At 70.7% G+C, this 20,513-nt stretch carries 20 protein-coding genes; 11 read left to right on the plus strand and 9 right to left on the minus strand.

The features are described from left to right. Positions 1 to 162: 162 nt before the first annotated feature. Positions 163 to 1,542, minus strand: coding sequence for an aspartate aminotransferase family protein (locus tag ACFYYT_RS07785; RefSeq protein WP_031144108.1), 1,380 nt, complete (start codon positions 1,540 to 1,542; stop codon positions 163 to 165). Further along, the gene (locus ACFYYT_RS07790) at positions 1,527 to 2,030 is read right to left on the minus strand and encodes an Lrp/AsnC family transcriptional regulator (protein ID WP_351818306.1); all 504 of its coding nucleotides are present in this window, start codon (positions 2,028 to 2,030) and stop codon (positions 1,527 to 1,529) included. Before ACFYYT_RS07790 ends, ACFYYT_RS07785 begins: the two co-directional genes overlap by 16 nt. 170 nt (positions 2,031 to 2,200) lie before the next feature. Between ACFYYT_RS07790 and ACFYYT_RS07795 the strand changes: the two genes are divergently transcribed. The 3 genes from ACFYYT_RS07795 (at position 2,201) to ACFYYT_RS07805 (ending at position 5,492) form a co-directional block, all read left to right on the plus strand. Then, positions 2,201 to 3,640: a gamma-aminobutyraldehyde dehydrogenase gene (locus ACFYYT_RS07795; RefSeq protein WP_351818309.1), complete on the plus strand. Its 1,440-nt coding sequence runs from the start codon at positions 2,201 to 2,203 to the stop codon at positions 3,638 to 3,640. 113 nt (positions 3,641 to 3,753) lie between these two features. Next, positions 3,754 to 4,932 carry a spermidine/putrescine ABC transporter substrate-binding protein gene (locus ACFYYT_RS07800; protein WP_351818312.1) on the plus strand — a complete coding sequence of 393 codons (1,179 nt, stop codon included), beginning with the start codon at positions 3,754 to 3,756 and terminating at the stop codon, positions 4,930 to 4,932. 92 nt (positions 4,933 to 5,024) lie between these two features. Then, complete coding sequence (locus ACFYYT_RS07805) at positions 5,025 to 5,492, plus strand: hypothetical protein (RefSeq protein WP_351818315.1); 468 nt, start codon at positions 5,025 to 5,027, stop codon at positions 5,490 to 5,492. A gap of 5 nt (positions 5,493 to 5,497) precedes the next feature. On the opposite strand, the gene ACFYYT_RS07810 is transcribed toward ACFYYT_RS07805, so the two are convergent. The 5 genes from ACFYYT_RS07810 to ACFYYT_RS07830 all read right to left on the minus strand — a co-directional run bounded on the left by ACFYYT_RS07810 (position 5,498) and on the right by ACFYYT_RS07830 (position 10,500). Further along, on the minus strand, positions 5,498 to 6,736 hold the full coding sequence (locus ACFYYT_RS07810) for a serine hydrolase domain-containing protein (RefSeq protein WP_351818318.1): 1,239 nt from the start codon (positions 6,734 to 6,736) through the stop codon (positions 5,498 to 5,500). 150 nt (positions 6,737 to 6,886) lie between these two features. Beyond that, a complete protein-coding gene (locus tag ACFYYT_RS07815; protein WP_351818321.1) occupies positions 6,887 to 7,567 on the minus strand; it encodes a response regulator transcription factor in 681 nt (226 codons plus the stop codon). Beyond that, complete coding sequence (locus ACFYYT_RS07820) at positions 7,564 to 8,751, minus strand: histidine kinase (protein ID WP_351818324.1); 1,188 nt, start codon at positions 8,749 to 8,751, stop codon at positions 7,564 to 7,566. Before ACFYYT_RS07820 ends, ACFYYT_RS07815 begins: the two co-directional genes overlap by 4 nt. Beyond that, on the minus strand, positions 8,748 to 9,437 hold the full coding sequence (locus ACFYYT_RS07825; protein WP_351818327.1) for a glycerophosphodiester phosphodiesterase: 690 nt from the start codon (positions 9,435 to 9,437) through the stop codon (positions 8,748 to 8,750). The genes ACFYYT_RS07820 and ACFYYT_RS07825 overlap by 4 nt, the downstream gene beginning before the upstream one ends. A 37-nt stretch (positions 9,438 to 9,474) precedes the next feature. Next, positions 9,475 to 10,500 carry an adenosine deaminase gene (locus ACFYYT_RS07830; protein ID WP_351818330.1) on the minus strand — a complete coding sequence of 342 codons (1,026 nt, stop codon included), beginning with the start codon at positions 10,498 to 10,500 and terminating at the stop codon, positions 9,475 to 9,477. A 107-nt stretch (positions 10,501 to 10,607) separates the two neighbouring features. Between ACFYYT_RS07830 and ACFYYT_RS07835 the strand changes: the two genes are divergently transcribed. Continuing rightward, on the plus strand, positions 10,608 to 11,402 hold the full coding sequence (locus ACFYYT_RS07835) for a DUF4190 domain-containing protein (protein WP_351818333.1): 795 nt from the start codon (positions 10,608 to 10,610) through the stop codon (positions 11,400 to 11,402). Positions 11,403 to 11,450: 48 nt separating this feature from the next. Here ACFYYT_RS07835 and ACFYYT_RS07840 read toward each other — a convergent pair whose 3' ends face one another. Next, positions 11,451 to 11,870 (minus strand): NUDIX hydrolase, encoded by a 420-nt coding sequence (locus ACFYYT_RS07840; RefSeq protein WP_351818336.1) that lies wholly within the window; start codon positions 11,868 to 11,870, stop codon positions 11,451 to 11,453. Beyond that, positions 11,867 to 12,436: an NADAR family protein gene (locus tag ACFYYT_RS07845; RefSeq protein WP_351818339.1), complete on the minus strand. Its 570-nt coding sequence runs from the start codon at positions 12,434 to 12,436 to the stop codon at positions 11,867 to 11,869. The genes ACFYYT_RS07840 and ACFYYT_RS07845 overlap by 4 nt, the downstream gene beginning before the upstream one ends. A gap of 182 nt (positions 12,437 to 12,618) precedes the next feature. Here ACFYYT_RS07845 and ACFYYT_RS07850 point away from each other — a divergent pair, with 182 nt between their 5' ends. The 7 genes from ACFYYT_RS07850 (at position 12,619) to ACFYYT_RS07880 (ending at position 20,496) form a co-directional block, all read left to right on the plus strand. Beyond that, positions 12,619 to 14,133 carry a gamma-aminobutyraldehyde dehydrogenase gene (locus ACFYYT_RS07850; protein WP_351818444.1) on the plus strand — a complete coding sequence of 505 codons (1,515 nt, stop codon included), beginning with the start codon at positions 12,619 to 12,621 and terminating at the stop codon, positions 14,131 to 14,133. Positions 14,134 to 14,180: 47 nt separating this feature from the next. Further along, entirely contained in the window at positions 14,181 to 15,434 is a 1,254-nt protein-coding gene (locus ACFYYT_RS07855) for a spermidine/putrescine ABC transporter substrate-binding protein (RefSeq protein WP_351818342.1), read from the plus strand. 97 nt (positions 15,435 to 15,531) lie between these two features. Next, positions 15,532 to 16,683: an ABC transporter ATP-binding protein gene (locus ACFYYT_RS07860; protein WP_351818345.1), complete on the plus strand. Its 1,152-nt coding sequence runs from the start codon at positions 15,532 to 15,534 to the stop codon at positions 16,681 to 16,683. Continuing rightward, positions 16,680 to 17,609 carry an ABC transporter permease gene (locus ACFYYT_RS07865; protein ID WP_351818348.1) on the plus strand — a complete coding sequence of 310 codons (930 nt, stop codon included), beginning with the start codon at positions 16,680 to 16,682 and terminating at the stop codon, positions 17,607 to 17,609. The genes ACFYYT_RS07860 and ACFYYT_RS07865 overlap by 4 nt, the downstream gene beginning before the upstream one ends. Beyond that, positions 17,609 to 18,415 (plus strand): ABC transporter permease, encoded by an 807-nt coding sequence (locus ACFYYT_RS07870; RefSeq protein ID WP_351818350.1) that lies wholly within the window; start codon positions 17,609 to 17,611, stop codon positions 18,413 to 18,415. Before ACFYYT_RS07865 ends, ACFYYT_RS07870 begins: the two co-directional genes overlap by 1 nt. Before the next feature lie 30 nt (positions 18,416 to 18,445). Further along, the gene (locus ACFYYT_RS07875) at positions 18,446 to 19,864 is read left to right on the plus strand and encodes an FAD-dependent oxidoreductase (RefSeq protein ID WP_351818352.1); all 1,419 of its coding nucleotides are present in this window, start codon (positions 18,446 to 18,448) and stop codon (positions 19,862 to 19,864) included. 167 nt (positions 19,865 to 20,031) lie between these two features. Then, positions 20,032 to 20,496 carry a hypothetical protein gene (locus tag ACFYYT_RS07880; protein ID WP_351818354.1) on the plus strand — a complete coding sequence of 155 codons (465 nt, stop codon included), beginning with the start codon at positions 20,032 to 20,034 and terminating at the stop codon, positions 20,494 to 20,496. The last annotated feature ends 17 nt before the right edge of the window (positions 20,497 to 20,513 follow it).

Here is a 20,513-nt window from a genome sequence, read left to right on the forward strand (position 1 = left end):
CCGTTTCGGTCACTGGCGCCGCAAATGAGATGTAAAGAGATGAACGTCTTGGATGGTGACAGCACGCGGCCCGGACCCCCGCGTTCTCACTCGAACGGGGGATCCGGGCCGTGTGGTTCGGACTAGTGGAGCCGTGGGCCGGCGGTGCCGACCGCGCCGTGCCTAGAGCTTGGTCCAGGCCTCGGTGAGCACCGAGCGCAGGATGCCCTCGATCTCGTCGAAGGTGCCCTGGTCCGCGATCAGCGGCGGCGCCAGCTGGATGACCGGGTCGCCACGGTCGTCGGCGCGGCAGTACAGGCCGTTCTCGAAGAGCGCCTTGGAGAGGAAGCCGTAGAGCACGCGCTCGGTCTCCTCGTCCGTGAAGGACTCCTTGGTGACCTTGTCCTTGACGAGCTCGATGCCGTAGAAGAAGCCGTTGCCGCGGACGTCGCCGACGATCGGAAGGTCGTGCAGCTTCTTCAGGGTGTTGAAGAAGTTGCCCTCCTGGTCCAGCACGTGCTGGTTCAGGCCTTCCTTGTCGAAGATGTCGAGGTTGGCCAGCGCCACCGCGGAGGACACGGGGTGTCCGCCGAAGGTGTAGCCGTGCAGGAAGGTGTTGTCGCCCTTGTAGAAGGGCTCCGCGAGGCGGTCCGAGATGATGCAGGCACCGATCGGGGAGTAGCCCGAGGTCATGCCCTTGGCGCAGGTGATCATGTCCGGCACGTAGTCGAACTTGTCACAGGCGAACATCGTGCCGAGGCGGCCGAAGGCGCAGATCGTCTCGTCGGAGACGAGCAGCACGTCGTACTCGTCGCAGATCTCGCGGACGCGCTGGAAGTACCCGGGCGGCGGCGGGAAGCAGCCACCGGCGTTCTGCACCGGCTCCAGGAAGACGGCGGCGACGGTGTCGGCGCCCTCGAACAGGATCTCCTGCTCGATCTGGTCGGCACACCAGCGGCCGTAGGCCTCCGGGTCGTCGCCGAAGATCGGGGCGCGGTAGATGTTGGTGTTCGGCACCTTGTGCGCGCCGGGGACCAGCGGCTCGAAGGGGGCCTTGAGGGCCGGCAGGCCGGTGATGGACAGGGCGCCCTGCGGGGTGCCGTGGTAGGCGACCGCACGCGAGATGACCTTGTACTTGGTGTGCTTGCCCTGGAGCTTGAAGTACTGCTTGGCGAGCTTCCAGGCGGTCTCGACGGCCTCGCCGCCACCGGTGGTGAAGAAGACCTTGTTCAGGTCACCGGGGGCGTAGTGGGCGAGGCGCTCGGCGAGCTCCACGGCCTTGGGGTGCGCGTACGACCAGATCGGGAAGAACGCGAGTTCCTGCGCCTGCTTGTAGGCGACCTCGGCCAGTTCCTTGCGGCCGTGACCGGCGTTGACCACGAACAGGCCGGCGAGGCCGTCCAGGTAGCGCTTGCCCTTGTCGTCCCAGATGTAGGTGCCCTCGCCCCGGACGATGGTGGGGACGGGGGAGTTCTCGTAGGACGACATGCGGGTGAAGTGCATCCACAGGTGGTCGTACGCGGTCTTGGAGAGGTCCTGGCTCACGGTTATCGGGTTCCCCACATGTAGGTCTGCTTCTTCAGCTTCAGATAAACGAAGCTTTCGGTTGATCGCACGCCGGGGAGCGTGCGGATCTTCTTGTTGATCGTCTCCAGCAGGTGGTCGTCGTCCTCGCAGACGATCTCCACCATGAGGTCGAACGACCCCGCGGTCATCACGACGTACTCGCACTCGGCCATGGCCGTCAGTGCGTCCGCCACCGGGTCGAGGTCCCCCTCGACGTTGATGCCGACCATGGCCTGGCGTCGCAGGCCCACGGTGAGCGGGTCGGTGACGGCGACGATCTGCATGACGCCCTGGTCGAGCAGCTTCTGCACGCGCTGGCGCACGGCTGCCTCGGAGAGGCCGACGGCCTTGCCGATCGATGCATAGGGACGGCGACCGTCCTCCTGCAGTTGCTCGATGATCGCCAGGGACACAGCATCGACCGAAGGGGACGGTTGTCTGTTCCTGGCATCTGCGCTTCGACTGACCACGACCTCACTGTGCACGAGGAGTCGTCTGTTCCGCAACCCGTGAGCGATGAAATCCGTTGTTGGGGATCTCGGATTGCACGGATTTCGTAGTTCGTGGTGTCCAGCTCTGTCGAAAGCGTCTTCCTAGGGGCTACTCTTGCAGGGTCGTCTCAATCGTTGGACATGTGATCAGGAGAGTGGCTGGAGTGACCACCGAACTGCGTCGTCTGCGCAACTACATCGGCGGGGAGTTCAAGGACGCCGCCGACGGGCGGACCACCGAGGTGGTCAACCCCGCCACCGGCGAGGTGTACGCGACCGCGCCGCTGTCCGGGCAGGCCGATGTGGACGCCGCCATGGCCGCTGCCGCCGCCGCCTTCCCGGCCTGGCGCGACACCACCCCCTCCGAGCGGCAGAAGGCCCTGCTCAAGATCGCGGACGCCTTCGAGGCGCGCGCGGACGAGCTGGTGGCCGCCGAGTCGGAGAACACCGGCAAGCCGCTGGGCCTGACGGCCAGCGAGGAGCTGCCGCCGATGGTGGACCAGATCCGCTTCTTCGCCGGCGCCGCGCGCCTGCTGGAGGGCCGTTCGGCCGGCGAGTACATGGACGGGATGACCTCGATCATCCGCCGCGAGCCGGTCGGCGTCTGCGCGCAGGTCGCGCCGTGGAACTACCCGATGATGATGGCCGTGTGGAAGTTCGCCCCGGCGATCGCCGCGGGCAACACCGTGGTGCTCAAGCCCTCGGACACCACCCCGGCCTCCACCGTCCTGATGGCGGAGATCATCGACTCCGTCCTGCCCAAGGGCGTCTTCAACGTCGTCTGCGGCGACCGCGAGACCGGCAAGGCCATGGTCGAGCACTCCACCCCGGCGATGGCCTCCATCACCGGCTCGGTGCGCGCGGGCATGCAGGTCGCCGAGAGCGCCGCGAAGGACGTCAAGCGCGTCCACCTGGAGCTCGGCGGCAAGGCCCCGGTCGTGGTCTTCGAGGACGCCGACCTGGCCAAGGCCGTCGAGGACATCGCGGTCGCCGGTTACTTCAACGCCGGCCAGGACTGCACGGCCGCCACCCGCGTGCTCGTGCACGAGTCGATCCACGACGAGTTCGTGGCCGCGCTCGCCAAGGCCGCCGCCGACACCAAGACCGGCCAGCCGGACGACGAGGACGTGCTGTACGGCCCGCTGAACAACCCGAACCAGCTGAAGCAGGTCGCGGGCTTCATCGAGCGCCTCCCCGCCCACGCCAAGGTCGAGGCGGGCGGCCACCGCGTCGGCGAGAAGGGCTACTTCTACGCCCCGACCGTGGTCTCGGGCCTCAAGCAGGACGACGAGATCATCCAGAACGAGGTCTTCGGCCCCGTCATCACCGTCCAGTCCTTCACGGACGAGGCCCAGGCCCTGGAGTACGCGAACGGCGTCGAGTTCGCCCTCGCCTCCTCCGTGTGGACCAAGGACCACGGCCGCGCGATGCGGATGTCCAAGAACCTCGACTTCGGCTGCGTGTGGATCAACACCCACATCCCGCTCGTCGCCGAGATGCCCCACGGCGGCTTCAAGAAGTCCGGCTACGGCAAGGACCTCTCCGCCTACGGCTTCGAGGACTACACCCGCATCAAGCACGTGATGACCTCGCTCGACGGCTGACCGGCCGATGCCGCCGCGGTGGCGGACGCACTGATCACCGCAGGCCGCTGATGGGGCGGGCAGTAGACATCTTGTCTATTGTCCGCCCCTTCGCGTTGACCGAGGCTGTGCCCATGCCTGAACTCGCCTTCTCCCGCCGCGCGGCGCTGCGCGGCCTCGGTGCCGCGGGCCTGCTGGCCGCCCTCACCGGCTGTGGTGTGCCCGCCGCCTACGTTCCGGAGAACCGGCGGCAGGGCCCGGACCTCTCGGACCGGGACCAGGCCATCGCCTTCTCGAACTGGCCGCTCTACATCGACACCGACGAGGAGGACGAGCAGAGCCGGCCGACCCTGGACGCCTTCACGGAGAAGACCGGGATCGAGGTCCGGTACACCGAGGAGATCAACGACAACGACGAGTTCTTCGGCAAGGTCAGCCCGGCCCTCATGAACCACCAGGCGACCGGCCACGACCTCGTGGTGATCAGCGACTGGATGGCCGCCCGCTTCGTCCACCTGGGCTGGGCCCAGAAGATGGACCGTACGGCCCAGGCCAACGTGGCCCGGTACCTGGACCCCCAGCTGCGTTCCCCCGCCTTCGACCAGGGCCGGCTGCACACCGTCCCCTGGCAGTCGGGGATCACCGGCATCGCCTACAACCGCAAGGCCCTGGGCCGGGAGATCAAGTCCGTCAAGGACCTCTGGGAGCCGGACCTGGCGGGCAAGGTGACGCTCTTCTCGGGCCTCGACGAGTCCTTCGCCCTCCTCATGCAGGGCGACGGCGTCGACGTCACGCGGTGGACCGAAGCGGACTTCCACCGGATGTGCGACCGGGTCGAGAGCATGGTGAAGAAGAAGCACATCCGCCGCTTCACCGGCAACGACTACACCTCCGATCTGAGCAAGGGCGACGTCCTGGCCTGTCAGGCCTACTCCGGCGACGTCATCCAGCTCCGGGCCGACAACCCCGACATCGAGTTCGTGGTTCCCGAGGAGGGCGCCGAGCTCTGGGCGGAGAGCCTGCTCATCCCCAACCTCGCCCGGCACAAGGCCAACGCCGAGGCCCTCATCGACTACTACTACGACCCCGCTGTGGCGGCACGGCTCGCCGCCGCGGTGAACTACGTCTGCCCGGTGCCCGCCGCCCGTGAGGTGCTGGCCGCCTCCTCCGACAAGGAGACCGCCGAGCTCGCCGCGAACCCGCTGATCTTCCCCGACGGCGAGATGCGCAAGCGTCTCGTCGTGGCCCGGGACATCTCCTCGGCCGAGCGCCAGTCCTTCGCGAAGCGCTGGAACGCCATCGTCGGCCTCTGACGGGGCCCGCCCCGGACCATACGGCTGCGCCAGTACTGAACATGTTCAAGGAATTGGCTGAACGTGTTCAGTTCTAGGCGTAGGCTTCCCCCATGAGCGAGAGAAGCGCCCTCCAACGGCGGATCCGTGCCTGGCTGTTGCTGTTCGTCGTCTGCCTGGTCCTCAGCGGCCTCACCGCCTTCCCCCTGGTCACCGAGCTGCACTGGGTCAATTCCCTGGTCGGCAACGACTGGCTGCGGCGGGTGGGTGACGGGCTCGACCGGGCCGACGCCCAGTACCCCTTCCTCCTCTACGGCACCGACTGGCTCGCCTTCGCCCACCTGGTGATCGCCGTCTTCTTCTACGGCGTCCACCGTGACCCCGTCCGCAACATCTGGATCGTCGAGGCCGGCATGATCGCCTGCCTCGGGATCGTCCCGCTGGCCCTGATCTGCGGAGCGGTACGGGGCATCCCCTTCTGGTGGACGGTGATCGACATCTCGTTCGGGGTCTTCGGGGTGATCCCCCTGCTCGCCCTGCGCCGCATGACCAAGCGGCTGGAAGCCCTGCCCGCCGACTGAAGCCCCTACCTGGCGAAGGCCGCCCCCACGATGCCCATGGCCACCTTGTTCATCTCCTCACCCTTGGCGTCCGTGGAGTTCACCGAGTACACGAGGGTGCGCGAGAGGTCACGGGTGCCGCCGATCACCGTGTTGTAGCCGTAGCGGGCTCCCGTCTTGCCGTACACCAGAGTCCCGTCCGCCAGGGCGAACTCCTTCATGCCGGCCGTCTCGACCGCGTGCCCGCCGGACTCCGCGTCCCGCACATCGGGGACGGTGAACATCTCCTCCAACTGCGCCTTCGGCACGACCTTGCCGCCGAACAGCGCCACCGTGAACCGCTCCAGGTCCTCCGTGGTCGATATGAGGTCCCCGGCCGCCCAGTTGGAAGTGGAGTTCCACTCCGTCACGTCCACCAGCGAGCTGCCGCCACCGGCCTTCGCCACCGCCTGGTAACCCCGGTTGTACGGGCCCGGTATCCGGTTCTGGACGGGTGACGGGAACGAAGTGTGCCGAAGACCCAGCGGCTTGACGATCCGTTCGGACACGGCCTTCTCGTACGTCATGCCCGTCACCTTCTCGATCAGCACGCCCAGCACCGTGTAGTGGATGTTGCTGTAGCGCTGCTTCTCGCCGGGGCGGAACTCGGGCCCCTTGGCCACCGCGTCGGCGATCAGCGCCCGCGGGTCCACCACGTCGAAGCGGTGGGTATACGCGTCCTCGAAGGTGTCGCCCGGACCGTCCGCCGACTGCAGCCCGCTCGTGTAGTTCAGCAACTGGCGTACGGAGACCGGCGCGAAGCCGCCCGGGCCGCCGGGCAGCAGCCCCGGCAGGTACTGCTGCACCGGCCGGTCCAGCTCCAGCCGCCCCTCGGCGGCCAGCTGGAGCACCACGGCCGCCGTGAAGGTCTTCGTCACCGATCCGGCGCGGAACCGGGCGTCCTCGATCGCCCCGCGCCCGCTGCGGACGTCCGCCACCCCGGAGCGGCCCCGCCAGACACCGCTCGTACCGCCCACCCGGACCAGCGCGGCCGTCGCGTCCGGATGGTGGGCGCCCAGCCCCGCGATGGCCCGCGCCAGCGCCGCCGCGTCGGGCGGGGTCGTGAACTCGGCCCCGGCGGACCCGGTGGATCCGGCCGACCCCAGCGCCGGAGCCGTCGCCGGGACCCTCGCCGGGACCGTCGCCGCCCGGGCGGCGGCCACCGGGCCGGCCGCGATCCCGAGGACCAGTGCGGTGGCGATCAGCGTGCGCCTGCGAACGTTCATGACGGGCTCCCCCTGGATGTGCTCCGCGGGGCCCACTGCCCCGCCGATGACTCCATGTTCCCGGCCACGGGCGTAGTCGCGGATCACCAGCGAGAGGGGTCTTCAGCGGTACGACAACTCACCGGCGCGGGGGATACGACACGCCGCCCCTCACTCCCGCGAGGGAGTACCGGCGGCGATCAGCCCCGTCTCGTACGCGCAGATCACCGCCTGGATCCGGTCCCGCAGGCCCAGCTTCGCCAGCACGTTGCCCACGTGCGACTTCACCGTGTGCTCGCTCACCGTCAGCGCCACCGCGATCTCCGCGTTCGACAACCCCCGCCCCAGGTGCAGCAGCGTCTCCCGCTCACGGGCCGTCAGCACCTCCAGCCGCTGCGCCGACAGTCCCCGGACGGCGGCCGGCCGGGCCGTCGCCGCCGTGTACTCCTCGATCAGCCGCCGCGCCACCGAAGGGGCCAGCAACGACTCGCCCGCCGCCACCACCCGTACCGCGTGCACCAGATCATCCCGCCGCACGTCCTTGAGCAGGAACCCGCTCGCCCCCGCGTGCAGCGCCTCGTACACGTACTCGTCCGAGTCGAAGGTCGTCAGCATCACGGTCCGGCACCTGCTCCCCGCCGAGATCCTCCGGCAGGCCTCGATCCCGTCCAGCACCGGCATCCGGACGTCCAGCAGGGCCACGTCCGGGGCGAGCCGGTCCACCGCCTCCACCGCCGCCGCGCCGTCGCCGGCCTCCGCCACCACCTCGATGTCGTCCTGCGCGTCCAGGATCATCGCGAAGCCGCTGCGCACCAGCTCCTGATCGTCGGCCACCACCACACGGATCGTCATGCCCCCACCACCTCCGCCGGTGCGGCGGCCAGGCGGACCCCGACCGTGAACCCGCCGCCCGGCCCGGCCCCGAACGAGGCCGTCCCGCCGTGCGCCGCGGCCCGCTCGCGGATCCCGATGAGCCCGTGCCCCCCGCCCGCCGGGCTGCCGTCCGCCGCGTCGCCGCCCGGACCCCGGCCGTCGTCGGAGACCGTCACCGTCAGCTCCCGCTCCCCGTACTCCAGGCTTACGTCCACCGACGAGGCCCGCGCGTGCTTCACCACATTGGTCAGCGCCTCCTGCACCACCCGGTGCACCGTCGCCTCCAGCGCCGCCGGAAGCTCGCGCACCGCGCCCGTACGCGCGTACGAGACCGCCGGGCCCCCGGCCCGCACCCGCTCCAGCAGCGCCGGCAGGGCGTCGATCCCGGGCTGCGGGGCCCGCGGAGCCGGCTCGTCCGTGCGCAGCACCCCCAGCATGGTGCGCAGCTGCGCCATCGCGTCCCGGCCGGTCTCGGCGATGGCCTCGAAGGCCGCCTCCGCCCGCGCCGGGGCCTTGCGGACCGTCACCGGGCCCGCCTCCGCCTGCACGATCATGATGCTGACCGCGTGCGAGAGGATGTCGTGCATCTCCCGCGCGATGCGCGCCCGTTCGCGCGCCGCCGCCTGCTCGGCCTCGATCCGGTTCGCCCGCTCCAGCTGCGCCGCCCGGTCCTCCACGGCCTGCGTGTACGCCTGCCGGGTCGCCTGGAGCCGCCCCAGCGCGAAGGCCGCCGCGAACACGAACAGCGCGAACAGCAGCTCCCGGGCCGTCCGCGTGTTCAGCGCCACCGAAGCGAAGACCAGCACCGTCACGACCACGGCCATCACCGTCCGCACCCGCTCCGAGGAGTACAGCGCGATCGTGTAGACGGCGATCAGCCCGGCGTACGGCAGCGGCTGCCCGGGGCCGTCCAGGGCGAGCCCGTACACCGAGCCCGCCGCGACCACCCCGAACAGCACGAGGACAGGGGCCCGCCGCCGCCACACCAGCGGCACGGTGCCGAGTGAGGTCAGCAGGTACGCCGTCCAGGTCGCGGGCGAATCCCGCGGATCGCGGGGCACCACGAACGGAATGGTCACCGCCGCCTGCACCAGCAGCGCCAGCCCCACATCCCGCCGGCGCGGGTCGGCGGCCCACAGCCGTTCCCCCCAGGCCCGTATCACCGGCCGAGCTCGGCCCGTACGGAGGCCAGCGCGTCCACCCGGTTCGTGGTCACGGAGTCCACGCCCGCCCGGAGCAGGGCGCGCATCGACCGCTTCGTGTCCGCCGTCCAGGCCGACACCAGCAGCCCGTCCCGGTGCAGGGCGTCCGTCAGCTCCCGGTCGACCAGGCCGAAGCGGTAGTTCAGCCAGCGCGGGGCCACCGCGTCGATCAGCACCCGGCGCGGGGGCGAGAGCGTCGTCCAGGTCAGCGCGATCTCCGCGCCGGGATCGGCGGCCCGGACCGCGAGCATGGTGTTCGGGCCGGCGCAGTAGTACGTGCGCTCGCGCGCCCCGCACTCGCGCACCAGGCCGACGACGGTCTGGACGGCCTCGGCCGTGGCCCCCGGCAGGTCGATCATCAGCCGCCCCGCCCCGGCGGCCATCAGGGCCTCGCGCAGGGTCGGGATCCCGCCCTCCGCAAGCTCCTTGAGCTGCGGCGCCGTGACGGCGTCGAGCCGTACGTCATGGCCCCACAGCCGCTCCAGGGTCTCGTCGTGGAGCAGGACCGGAACCCCGTCGCGGGTCAGTCGTACGTCGATCTCCACCGCGTCCGCCCCGCGCGCGAAGGCGGAGCGGACGGAGGCGAGGGTGTTCTCACGGAAGCGGTAGGGATCGCCGCGGTGGCCCACGGCCGTCAGGGTGCTCATGCACCCATTCTCAGGGGTCGAGCCGTCCGACGGGACGTCAGCGGGCCAGCCACGCGCCGGTGTAGGCGTCGATTTCCGCGTTCAGCGCCGTCTTGCCGGCCGGGTCGAGGAAGGACGCCTCGACGGCGTTCTTGGCGAGCTGCGCGAGACCGCGCTCGTCGAGGCCGAGCAGCCGGGCGGCGACCGCGTACTCGTTGTTGAGGTCGGAGCCGAACATCGGCGGGTCGTCGCTGTTGATGGTGACGAGCACGCCCGCGGCGACCATCTCCTTGACGGGGTGCCGGTCGAGGTCCGGCACGGCGCGGGTGGCGAGGTTGGAGGTCGGGCAGACCTCCAGCGCGATCCGGTGCTCGGCGAGGTACGCGAGCAGTGCGGGGTCCTGGGTGGCGCTGGTGCCGTGGCCGATGCGCTCGGCGCCGAGCTCGTGGACGGCGTCCCAGATGGTCTGCGGGCCCGTCGTCTCGCCGGCGTGCGGGACGCTGTGCAGGCCCGCGGCCCGCGCCCGGTCGAAGTACGGCTTGAACTGCGGGCGCGGCACGCCGATCTCCGGGCCGCCCAGGCCGAAGGAGACCAGGCCCTCGGGGCGCAGGTCGACGGCGAGGCGCGCGGTTTCGGCGGCGGCCTCCAGACCGGCCTCGCCGGGGATGTCGAAGCACCAGCGCAGGATGACGCCGAGCTCGGCCTCGGCGGCCTTGCGGGCGTCCTCGATGGCCTCCATGAAGGCCTGCTCGTCGATGCCGCGGCGGGTGGAGGAGTAGGGGGTGATGGTGAGTTCGGCGTAGCGGATGTTCTGCCGGGCCATGTCGCGAGCCACCTCGTACGTGAGGGTGCGCACGTCCTCGGGGGTGCGGACCAGGTCCACGACCGAGAGGTAGACCTCGATGAAGTGGGCGAAGTCGGTGAAGGTGAAGTAGTCGGCGAGCGCCTCGGGGTCCGTGGGGACGCGCGAGTCGGGGTGGCGGGCGGCGAGTTCGGCCACGATGCGCGGGGATGCCGAGCCGACGTGGTGGACGTGGAGTTCGGCCTTGGGCAGCCCCGCGATGAAGGGGTGCAGATCGTGCATGGGGGCCTCCGGGAGGACGCGGTGCGGGCGGGTCGGCCTCATCGTAGGCAGGCCGGGGGAGTGTCGGCGGCAACGCATAGCATGGGCGTACGAGAGGGGGGCGCCGTATGACCGACCAGAGCCCCGAGCCGAGGGATCCGTGGGCGCCGCCCGAGCGGCCCGCCGTCGATCTGGGCAAGGCGGGCGGGGGGCCCGCCGACGCGCCGGCGGCCGGGCCGGCGCCCGCGCAGACACCGCCCGCGCAGACTCCGCCGCCGGTGGACGCCGCGCCCGCGCAGACCCCGCCCGGGCACGCCCCGGGGCCGGCGGATGCCACCCCCGCGCAGCCCGCGTCCCCATGGGCCGAGCCCGCGCGGACGGCGCCGGGCCAGACCCCGGCCGAGGGGCAGGCTCCGCCCGCGGGTCAGGCTCCGCCCGCCCAGGCGCCGTTCGCGCCACCCGCGTCGGCCGCGTACGGGTATCCGGCCCAGCCGGCTCCCGGGGCGTACGCGTACCCCGGGCCGCCGCCCGCTCCCGGCCCGGCCGGCTACCCGGGATATCCGGGGTACCCCGGATATCCCGGGTACCCCCGGCCCGCCAGCAACGGCTTCGGCATCACCGCGCTCGTGCTCGGCATCGTCGCGGTGTTCGGCTGCACCACGGTCGTCGGCGGCATCCCCCTCGGCATCGCTGCGATCGTCTTCGGCGCGCTCGGCCGGGGCAAGGCGAGCCGCGGCGAAGCCACCAACGGCGGGATGGCCCTCGCGGGGATCATCCTCGGCGGGGTGGGCGTCCTGCTGGGCATAGGCATGACCCTGCTGATGTTCTTCCTGCCCGCGCTGGACGACTCCACCGGAGACACCGTCCCGCACGGCCCCGCCTCGATCTCCCAGGTCGACGCCCCCCAGCGCGCCCGGGTCTGACGCCCGGCCCCGCAGGCCGGTTCCCCGCCCGCACGGGCCGGGGGCCGGTCAGGGGTGCGCCGGGGACAGCAGGGTGGGGACCATGTACGGCCCGTCCGGGGCGCTGCGGGCCACCGGGACCCAGACCAGGCCCACCATCCGCGGGCACGCGCACTCCAGGTCCGCGTCCACCCCCAGCACCGGCTCCCCGGCGCCGACCTCCACCCGGAAGCAGGTGGTCCGGCCGGAGGGGTACGGAGCCTCGTGGGAGCGGCGCACCGACAGCGCCCGCAGCCCCGTCTCCTCGGCGACCTCCCGCCGCACCGCGGCCTCCAGGTCCTCCCCGGGCTCCACCCCGCCGCCCGGCAGGGTCCAGTACTCCGGCCCGTCGTGCCGTCCGGAGTCCCCCCGGCCCCGCTCGCGCACCATGAGCACGCTGCCCTCCCGCAGGATGACGGCCGCCACCCTGCGGCGCCCCGCTCCGCTCACTCCCCGGCCTCCGCCGGCGTCTGCTCCCGGAGCCGTTCCCGGGCCTCCATCAGGGCGAAGCCCAGCAGGTTCAGCCCGCGCCAGCGCGCCGGATCGAGGGCGCGCTCGTCGTCGGCGGCCAGCCCGATGCCCCAGATCCGGTCCACGGGGCTCGCCTCCACCAGCACCCGGGACCCGGTCCCGAGCAGGTAGGACCGCAGCGCCGGATCGGAGCCGAACTTGTGCACGCTGCCCGCCACGACCAGCGCGAACCGCTCCCGCTCCCACACGGCGTTCTCGAAGCCGCGTACCAGCCGCCCGGCCTTCTTCGCCGCGGCCGGGCTCTTCGCCTCCAGGGCCGCCCGCTCCGCCTCCGCATCCCCGAACAGCCGGGCCTTGCCGGCCATCATCCAGTGCTCGGCGGTGGCGTAGCGGACGTCACCCACAGTGAAGGGGGAGGGCCACCACTGGCTCAAACAGCTCGGTCCGATCCGTCCGTCCGGCCGGGGCCGGTGCCCCCAGAAGGGCAGGTACTTCACCCGTTCACCACGGCTGACCTGCCCGATCAATGTGTCGATCATCTCCATGCACGCGAGTCTTTCAGCCACCACGGACACTTCGTACGGGATTTCGGGCGCGTCTCGACACATGGTCGACCGATTCCGTCGCGTAATCAAAAGGCAACAACGGAATCACTTGGCGGAGGACAAGGCCTCTGTCAGGATCGGCACTCAATTCGAGCTGTAGCTACGGAGAGCGTGAGAGCGTGATGGGTAACCGCTTCCAGGTTAAGGACCGCTTCGCAGACGGCGCGCAGTACATCGACGGCCGGCTCCGGTCCGGTACCTCGGGTCGCTCGCACACCGTGGTCGACCCCGCGACCGGACAGGAGGTGCTGACTTACGAACTGGCCGGCACCGCGGACGTGGACGAGGCCGTCGCCGCCGCCAAACGGGCCTTCCCGGCCTGGTCGGCCGCCACCCCCGGGGAGCGGTCGGACGCGCTGCACCGGCTGGCCGCCGTACTGGCCGAGCAGGCGGAGGACTTCGCGTACGCCGAGTCGCTCCAGTGCGGGAAGCCGCTCAAGCTGTCCACGGAGTTCGACGTACCGGGGACCATCGACAACACCGCCTTCTTCGCGGGGGCGGCCCGCCACCTCCAGGGCCAGGCGGCCGGCGAGTACTCCGGCGACCACACCTCGTACGTGCGCCGCGAGGCCATCGGCGTGGTCGGTTCGATCGCCCCCTGGAACTATCCGCTCCAGATGGCCGCCTGGAAGATCCTCCCGGCGATCGCCGCGGGCAACACGATCGTCCTGAAGCCCGCCGAGCTCACCCCCCTGACCTCGCTGATGTTCGCGCAGGCGGCCAAGGAGGCGGGGCTGCCCGACGGCGTGATCAACATCGTCACCGGTGCCGGACGGGACGCGGGCGAGCACCTGGTCGGCCACCCCGATGTGGTCATGACCTCCTTCACCGGCTCCACGGCCGTCGGCAAGCGGGTCGCCGAGATCGCCACCGCCACCGTCAAGCGGCTCCACCTGGAGCTCGGCGGCAAGGCGCCCTTCCTCGTCTTCGACGACGCCGACCTGGAGGCCGCCGCGCACGGCGCGGTCGCCGCCTCGCTGATCAACACCGGCCAGGACTGCACCGCCGCCACCCGTGCCTACGTCCAGCGCCCGCTGCACGACGCCTTCGTCGCCCGGGTCGCGGAGCTGATGGAGACCGTGCGGCTCGGCGATCCCTTCGCGCCCGGCACCGATCTCGGCCCGCTGGTCTCGCACGCCCAGCGCGACCGGGTCGCCGCCTTCGTCGAGCGCGCCCGCGCCTACGCCACCGTCGTCACCGGCGGCGAGGCCCCGGGCGGGGAGCTGGCGGAGGGCGCCTACTACCGGCCGACCCTGATCTCGGACGCCGCCCAGGACAGCGAGGTCGTGCAGTCCGAGATCTTCGGACCGGTCCTGGTCGTGCTGCCCTTCGACACCGACGACGAGGGACTCGCGCTGGCCAACGACACCCCGTACGGGCTCGCCGCCTCCGCCTGGAGCCGGGACCTGTACCGGGCGAACCGCGCCACCCGCGAGCTCAAGGCGGGCTGCGTGTGGGTCAACGACCACATCCCGATCATCAGCGAGATGCCCCACGGCGGCTACAAGGCCAGCGGCTTCGGAAAGGACATGTCCGTCTACTCCTTCGAGGAGTACACGCAGGTCAAGCACGTGATGTACGACAACACCGCGGTGGCGGCCAAGGACTGGCACCGCACGATCTTCGGGGACCGATAGCAGCCCGCCGCCCGACCGGCGGCCCACCTCCCGAAAGGGCACAGCCCATGGAGCAGTTCGAGCCCGACCGCCTCTCCGCGCCCCAGCTCGCGGCGATGCGGCGCAGCCTGACCAGCGGACGCGGGGCCCTCACCCGCCGTTCGCTGCTGCGCGCCTCCGGCGTCGGGGCCCTCACCCTCGGCGGCCTCTCGGCCCTGACCTCCTGCGGGATCCCGCCCGCCAAGCGCGAGGGCGGCGCGGCGGCGGCGGCCTCCGACGACCACTCGGAGCGGGAGAAGGAGATCAACTTCTCCAACTGGACCGAGTACATGGACACCAGCGAGGACGAGAAGTCCCGTCCCACGCTGGAGGAGTTCACCAAGCGGACCGGTATTCAGGTGAAGTACACCGAGGACATCAACGACAACGTCGAGTTCTTCGGGAAGATACGACCGCAGCTCGCGGCCGGCCAGGACACCGGCCGCGACCTGATCGTCGTCACCGACTGGCTCGCCGCCCGCATGATCCGCCTCGGCTGGGTGCAGAAGCTGGACCCCGCCCGCCTTCCGCACGCCTACGCCAACCTTTCCCCGCAGTTCCGCAGCCCCGACTGGGACCCGGGCCGTTCCTACAGCTATCCCTGGACCGGCATCTCGACCGTCATCGCCTACAACGCCAAGGCCACCGAGGGCAGGAAGGTCGACTCCGTCACCCAACTGCTCGACGACCCCACCCTCAAGGGCCGGGTCGGCTTCCTCACCGAGATGCGCGACAGCGTCGGCATGACCCTGCTCGACCAGGGCAAGGACCCGGCGAACTTCACCACCGCGGACTTCGACGCGGCCGTCGGCCGGCTCCAGAAGGGCGTGGACAGCAAGCAGATCCGCCGCTTCACGGGCAACGACTACACCGCCGACCTCGACAAGGGCGACATCGCGGCCTGCCTGGCCTGGGCGGGCGACGTCATCCAGCTCCAGGCCGGCAACCCCGACATCAAGTACGCGGTCCCGGCCGCCGGGTACATCACCTCCAGCGACAACCTGCTGGTGCCCGCCAAGGCCCGGCACAAGGCCAACGCCGAGCGGCTCGTCGACTACTACTACGAGCTCCCCGTGGCCGCGCGGCTGGCCGCCTTCATCAGCTACGTCTGCCCCGTCGAAGGGGTCAAGGACGAGCTCGCCAAGATCGATCCGGCGCTCGCGGAGAACACGCTGATCGTCCCGGACAAGGCGATGACCGCCAAGTCCCACGCCTTCCGCTCCCTGAGCGCCGAGGAAGAGACGGCGTACGAGGAGAAGTTCACCAAGCTCATCGGCGCCTGACCGCCCCGCCCCACCCCACCCCACCCCACCCCACCCCGTTCTCTTTTCCCCCCGCGCTCCCGCACCCTTCCGACACCATCACCGAAGGCCGCGACCCATGACTGACAAGACCGCGAGCGGCGACGTCCGCCTCGCCGGGCTCAGCAAGCACTACGGCTCCTTCACCGCCGTGCACCCGCTGGACCTCACCATCCCCCAGGGCTCCTTCTTCGCCCTGCTCGGCGCATCGGGCTGCGGGAAGACCACCACCCTGCGCATGATCGCCGGCCTGGAGGAGCCCTCCACCGGCACCGTCAGCCTGGGCGAGCGCGAGGTGACCCACCTGCCGCCGTACAAGCGGCCGGTGAACACCGTCTTCCAGAGCTACGCGCTGTTCCCGCACCTGAACATCTTCGAGAACATCGCGTTCGGACTGCGCCGGCGCGGCATCAAGTCCGTCAAGAAGCAGGTCGACGACATGCTGGAGCTGGTGCAGCTCGGCCAGTTCGCCCAGCGCAAGCCGCACCAGCTCTCGGGCGGCCAGCAGCAGCGGGTCGCCGTCGGCCGCGCCCTGATCAACCACCCCCAGGTGCTCCTCCTCGACGAGCCGCTGGGCGCCCTCGACCTCAAGCTGCGCCGCCAGATGCAGCTGGAGCTGAAGAGGATCCAGACGGAGGTCGGCATCACCTTCGTCCACGTCACGCACGACCAGGAGGAGGCCATGACCATGGCCGACACGGTCGCGGTGATGAACGGCGGACGGGCCGAGCAGCTGGGCGCCCCCGCCGAGCTCTACGAGAACCCGAGGACCACCTTCGTCGCCAACTTCCTCGGCACCTCCAACCTCATCGAGGCCGAAGTCCTGGAGGCCGGCGCCACCGACGTCACCGTCAGCTCGGCGGGCGCCACCCTCCGGCTGCCCGCCGGGCGATGTTCGACCACGCCCCGCGCGGGCGGAAAGCTGCTGGTCGGGGTGCGTCCGGAGAAGATCTCCCTGGTCCACGCGGACGACGAGGACACCGTCGCGGCCGGCCGCAACAAGATCGCGGGCCGGATCGCCGACTCCTCCTTCATCGGCGTCTCCACCCAGTTCGTCATCGACAGCCCCGTCTGCCCGGAGCTGGAGGTGTACGTGCAGAACATCGAGCGCGACGCCCGCCTCATACCCGGCGCCGAGGTCATACTCCACTGGAACCCCGAGCACACCTTCGGCCTGGACGCGGCCCAGGACATCGAGGCGGGCATCGAGACCGTCGAGGAGAACGCGTGACCGCCGTGGCCGCGCCGCCAGAGGCGCCCGCTCCGGCCGCACCCCCGGTGCACAAGGCGTCGCTGCGCAAGCGCCTGATCCCGTACTGGCTGCTGCTCCCCGGCATCCTGTGGCTGCTCGTGTTCTTCGTGCTGCCGATGGTCTACCAGGCCTCCACCTCGGTGCAGACCGGCTCCCTCGAAGAGGGCTTCAAGATCACCTGGCACTTCCAGACCTACTGGGACGCCTTCACCGGCTACTACCCGCAGTTCCTGCGCTCGCTGCTCTACGCGGGCACCGCGACCGCGCTCTGCCTGCTGCTCGGGTACCCCCTCGCCTACCTGATCGCCTTCAGGGCGGGCCGCTGGCGAAACGTTTTGCTGATCCTGGTCATCGCCCCGTTCTTCACCAGCTTCCTGATCCGCACCCTGGCCTGGAAGACGATCCTGGCCGACGGCGGCCCGGTGGTCGGCGCCCTCAACGCGGTCGGCTTCCTGGACGTCACCAGCTGGCTCGGCATGACCGAGGGGGACCGCGTGCTGGCCACGCCGCTCGCGGTCGTCTGCGGTCTCACGTACAACTTCCTCCCCTTCATGATCCTGCCGCTGTACACCTCGCTGGAGCGCATCGACACCCGCCTCCACGAAGCGGCCGGGGACCTGTACGCACGCCCCGCCACGGTGTTCCGGAAGGTGACCTTCCCGCTCTCGATGCCGGGCGTCGTCTCCGGGACCCTGCTCACCTTCATCCCGGCCAGCGGTGACTACGTCAACGCCGAACTGCTCGGCTCCACGGACACCCGGATGATCGGCAACGTCATCCAGTCGCAGTACCTGCGCATCCTCGACTACCCGACGGCGGCCGCGCTGTCCTTCATCCTCATGGCCATCGTGCTGATCATGGTGTCCATCTACATCCGCCGAGCGGGGACGGAGGACCTGGTCTGATGGACAAGCCCCTTGGCTGGCTCCGCCGCAACGCCGTCGTCATCGCGGGACTGGGCACGCTCGCGTACCTGATCCTGCCGAACGTCGTCGTCACGGTCTTCTCCTTCAACAACCCCGCCGGGCGCTTCAACTACGCCTGGCAGGAGTTCTCGCTCGACGCCTGGAAGGACCCCTGCGGGGTCGCCGACCTGTGCGGATCCCTCTCGCTCTCCCTCCAGATCGCCCTCTGGGCGACCATCGGGGCGACCGTGCTGGGCACCGCCATAGCCTTCGCGATGGTCCGCTACCGGTTCCGCGGGCGCGGCGCGGTCAACTCGCTGATCTTCCTGCCCATGGCCATGCCCGAGATCGTGATGGCCGCGTCCCTGCTCGCCCTCTTCCTCAACATGGGCATCCAGCTGGGCTTCTGGACGATCCTGATCGCCCACGTGATGTTCTGCCTCAGCTTCGTCGTCGCCGCCGTCAAGGCGCGCGTCCTGTCGATGGACCCGAGGCTGGAGGAGGCCGCCCGCGACCTCTACGCCGGACCGGTGCAGACGTTCCTGCGGGTGACCCTGCCGATCGCCGCCCCCGGCATCGCGGCCGGCGCGCTGCTCTCCTTCGCGCTCTCGTTCGACGACTTCATCATCACCAACTTCAACTCGGGCAACACCGTCACCTTCCCCATGTTCGTGTGGGGATCGGCCCAGCGCGGTACGCCCGTCCAGATCAACGTCATCGGCACGGCGATGTTCGTCATCGCGGTCCTGGTGGTGCTCGCCGGCCAGTGGGCCGGCAACCGCCGCAAGAAGGCACAACCGAAGTAATCAGTTCAGTTCCGTAGGGAGTTGGAAGCCATGGCCCCAGTCGCCATGCGTAGTGTTGCGAAATCCCTTTCCGAAGCGAAGCCGGTCGCGTACTGGCTGGACGACCCCGGCAAGCCCGCCGCGCAGCCGGCCCTCACCGCCGACGAGCGCTGCGACCTGCTCGTCGTCGGCGGCGGCTACAGCGGTCTGTGGACCGCGCTGATCGCCAAGGAGCGCGACCCCGGCCGGGACGTGGTCCTGATCGAGAGCAAGGAGGCGGGCTGGGCCGCCTCCGGCCGCAACGGCGGTTTCTGCGCCGCCTCGCTCACCCACGGGCTCGCCAACGGCATCGCCCGCTGGCCCGGGGAACTCGCCAGGCTGGAGGAGATGGGCGCCCGCAACCTCGACGAGATCGAGGCGGCGGTCGCCCGCTACGGCATCGACTGCGACTTCGAGCGCACCGGCGAGATCGACGTGGCCACCGAACCCCACCAGGTCGAGGAGCTGCGCGAACTGCACGAGCGGGCGCGGGAGCTCGGCCTCGCCGACGGATCCGAATGGCTGGACCGGGACGCCCTGCGCGCCGAGGTCGACTCCCCGACCTTCCTCGCGGGCCTGTGGGACCGCGACGGCGTCGCCATGCTCAACCCGGCGAAGCTCGCCTGGGGCCTCAAGCGGGCCTGCCTGGAGCTGGGCGTGCGGATCTACGAGAACACCCGCGGCCTGAAGATGTCCGCGGTCGGCGCCGGGATGGCCGTCACCACCCCGTACGGCACGATCCTGGCCCGCAGGGTCGCGCTGGGCACCAACATCTTCCCCTCCCTGGTCAAGCGGATCCGTCCCTTCACGGTGCCGGTGTACGACTACGCGCTGATGACCGAGCCGCTCAGCGAGGACCAGCTGGCCTCCATCGGCTGGAAGCGCCGCCAGGGCCTGGGCGACAGCGCCAACCAGTTCCACTACTTCCGGATCACCAAGGACCACCGGATCCTCTGGGGCGGCTACGACGCCATCTACCCCTACCGCGGCAAGCTCGACTCCGAGTACGACCACCGGCCCGAGACCTACCTCAAGCTCGCCGAGCACTTCTTCACCGCGTTCCCGCAGCTGGAGGGGGTGAAGTTCAGCCACGCATGGGGCGGGGCCATCGACACCTGCTCCCGCTTCTCGGCCTTCTTCGGCACGGCCCACAAGGGCCGGGTCGCCTACGCGGTCGGCTTCACCGGGCTCGGTGTCGGCGCCACCCGCTTCGGGGCCGACGTGATGCTGGACCTGCTGGACGGGGTGCGCAGCGAGCGCACCCGGCTGGAGATGGTGCGCAGCAAGCCGATGCCGTTCCCGCCGGAGCCGTTCGCGTGGACCGGGATCACCCTCACCAAGTGGTCGCTGGCCCGCTCCGACGCCCGCGGCGGGCACCGCAACCTCTGGCTGCGCACCCTGGACCGCTTCGGGCTCGGCTTCGACAGCTGACGCCTACGGCGCCCGGGGCCGCCGCACGCCCCCGGCGCACACCCGTACGGACCCTGTGACCCGGTTCACTACCACGGAGTAACGGAACTCGCGTCATAACGCCGCCCGGCCCCGCTCTCTCCCGGTGAGAAGGCTTCACCGCACACGAGACGAACGGAGGCCGGGCGATGACGTTCCCGGGCGCCAAGGCGGCAGTGGAATGGCTGGTATCGGTGGCGCCGGACCCCGATGCCTGCCGGTGGGAATGGGAGCGCAACCCCCTCGGGGTGGCCCTGCTGCCCGCCGGCCGGCGCTGGGACGTGCTGATCCTGCCGGGGGAGCTGGGTCAGGGCACCCTCGACGTGCTGCACCTGCTCACCGCCCGGCCCGGCCCCGTGCTCTCCGACTTCGGGGACAGCCGGCTGGGCTTCTTCGTGCCGCCGGGCACGGCGTCCCGCTGGCTCGGCACGGGCGTACGGGGAGCCGGGCGCGGGAGCTGGATCGTGGTCCCGTACCCGGGCCGGGCGACGGGAGGGGTCCGCTGGCTGGTGGTCCCGGACGGGGAGGGGACGCTCACCGACCCGGTCGCGCTGGAGCTCGCGATGCACGAGGCGGCGGCGGGCGTGCGGGCGGGGGAGGACCGGACCCCTTGACAAGGGGATTGGTCTGG

The organism is Streptomyces sp. NPDC002032, assembly GCF_042890765.1.
In the GTDB taxonomy this organism is placed as follows: Bacteria; Actinomycetota; Actinomycetes; order Streptomycetales; family Streptomycetaceae; genus Streptomyces.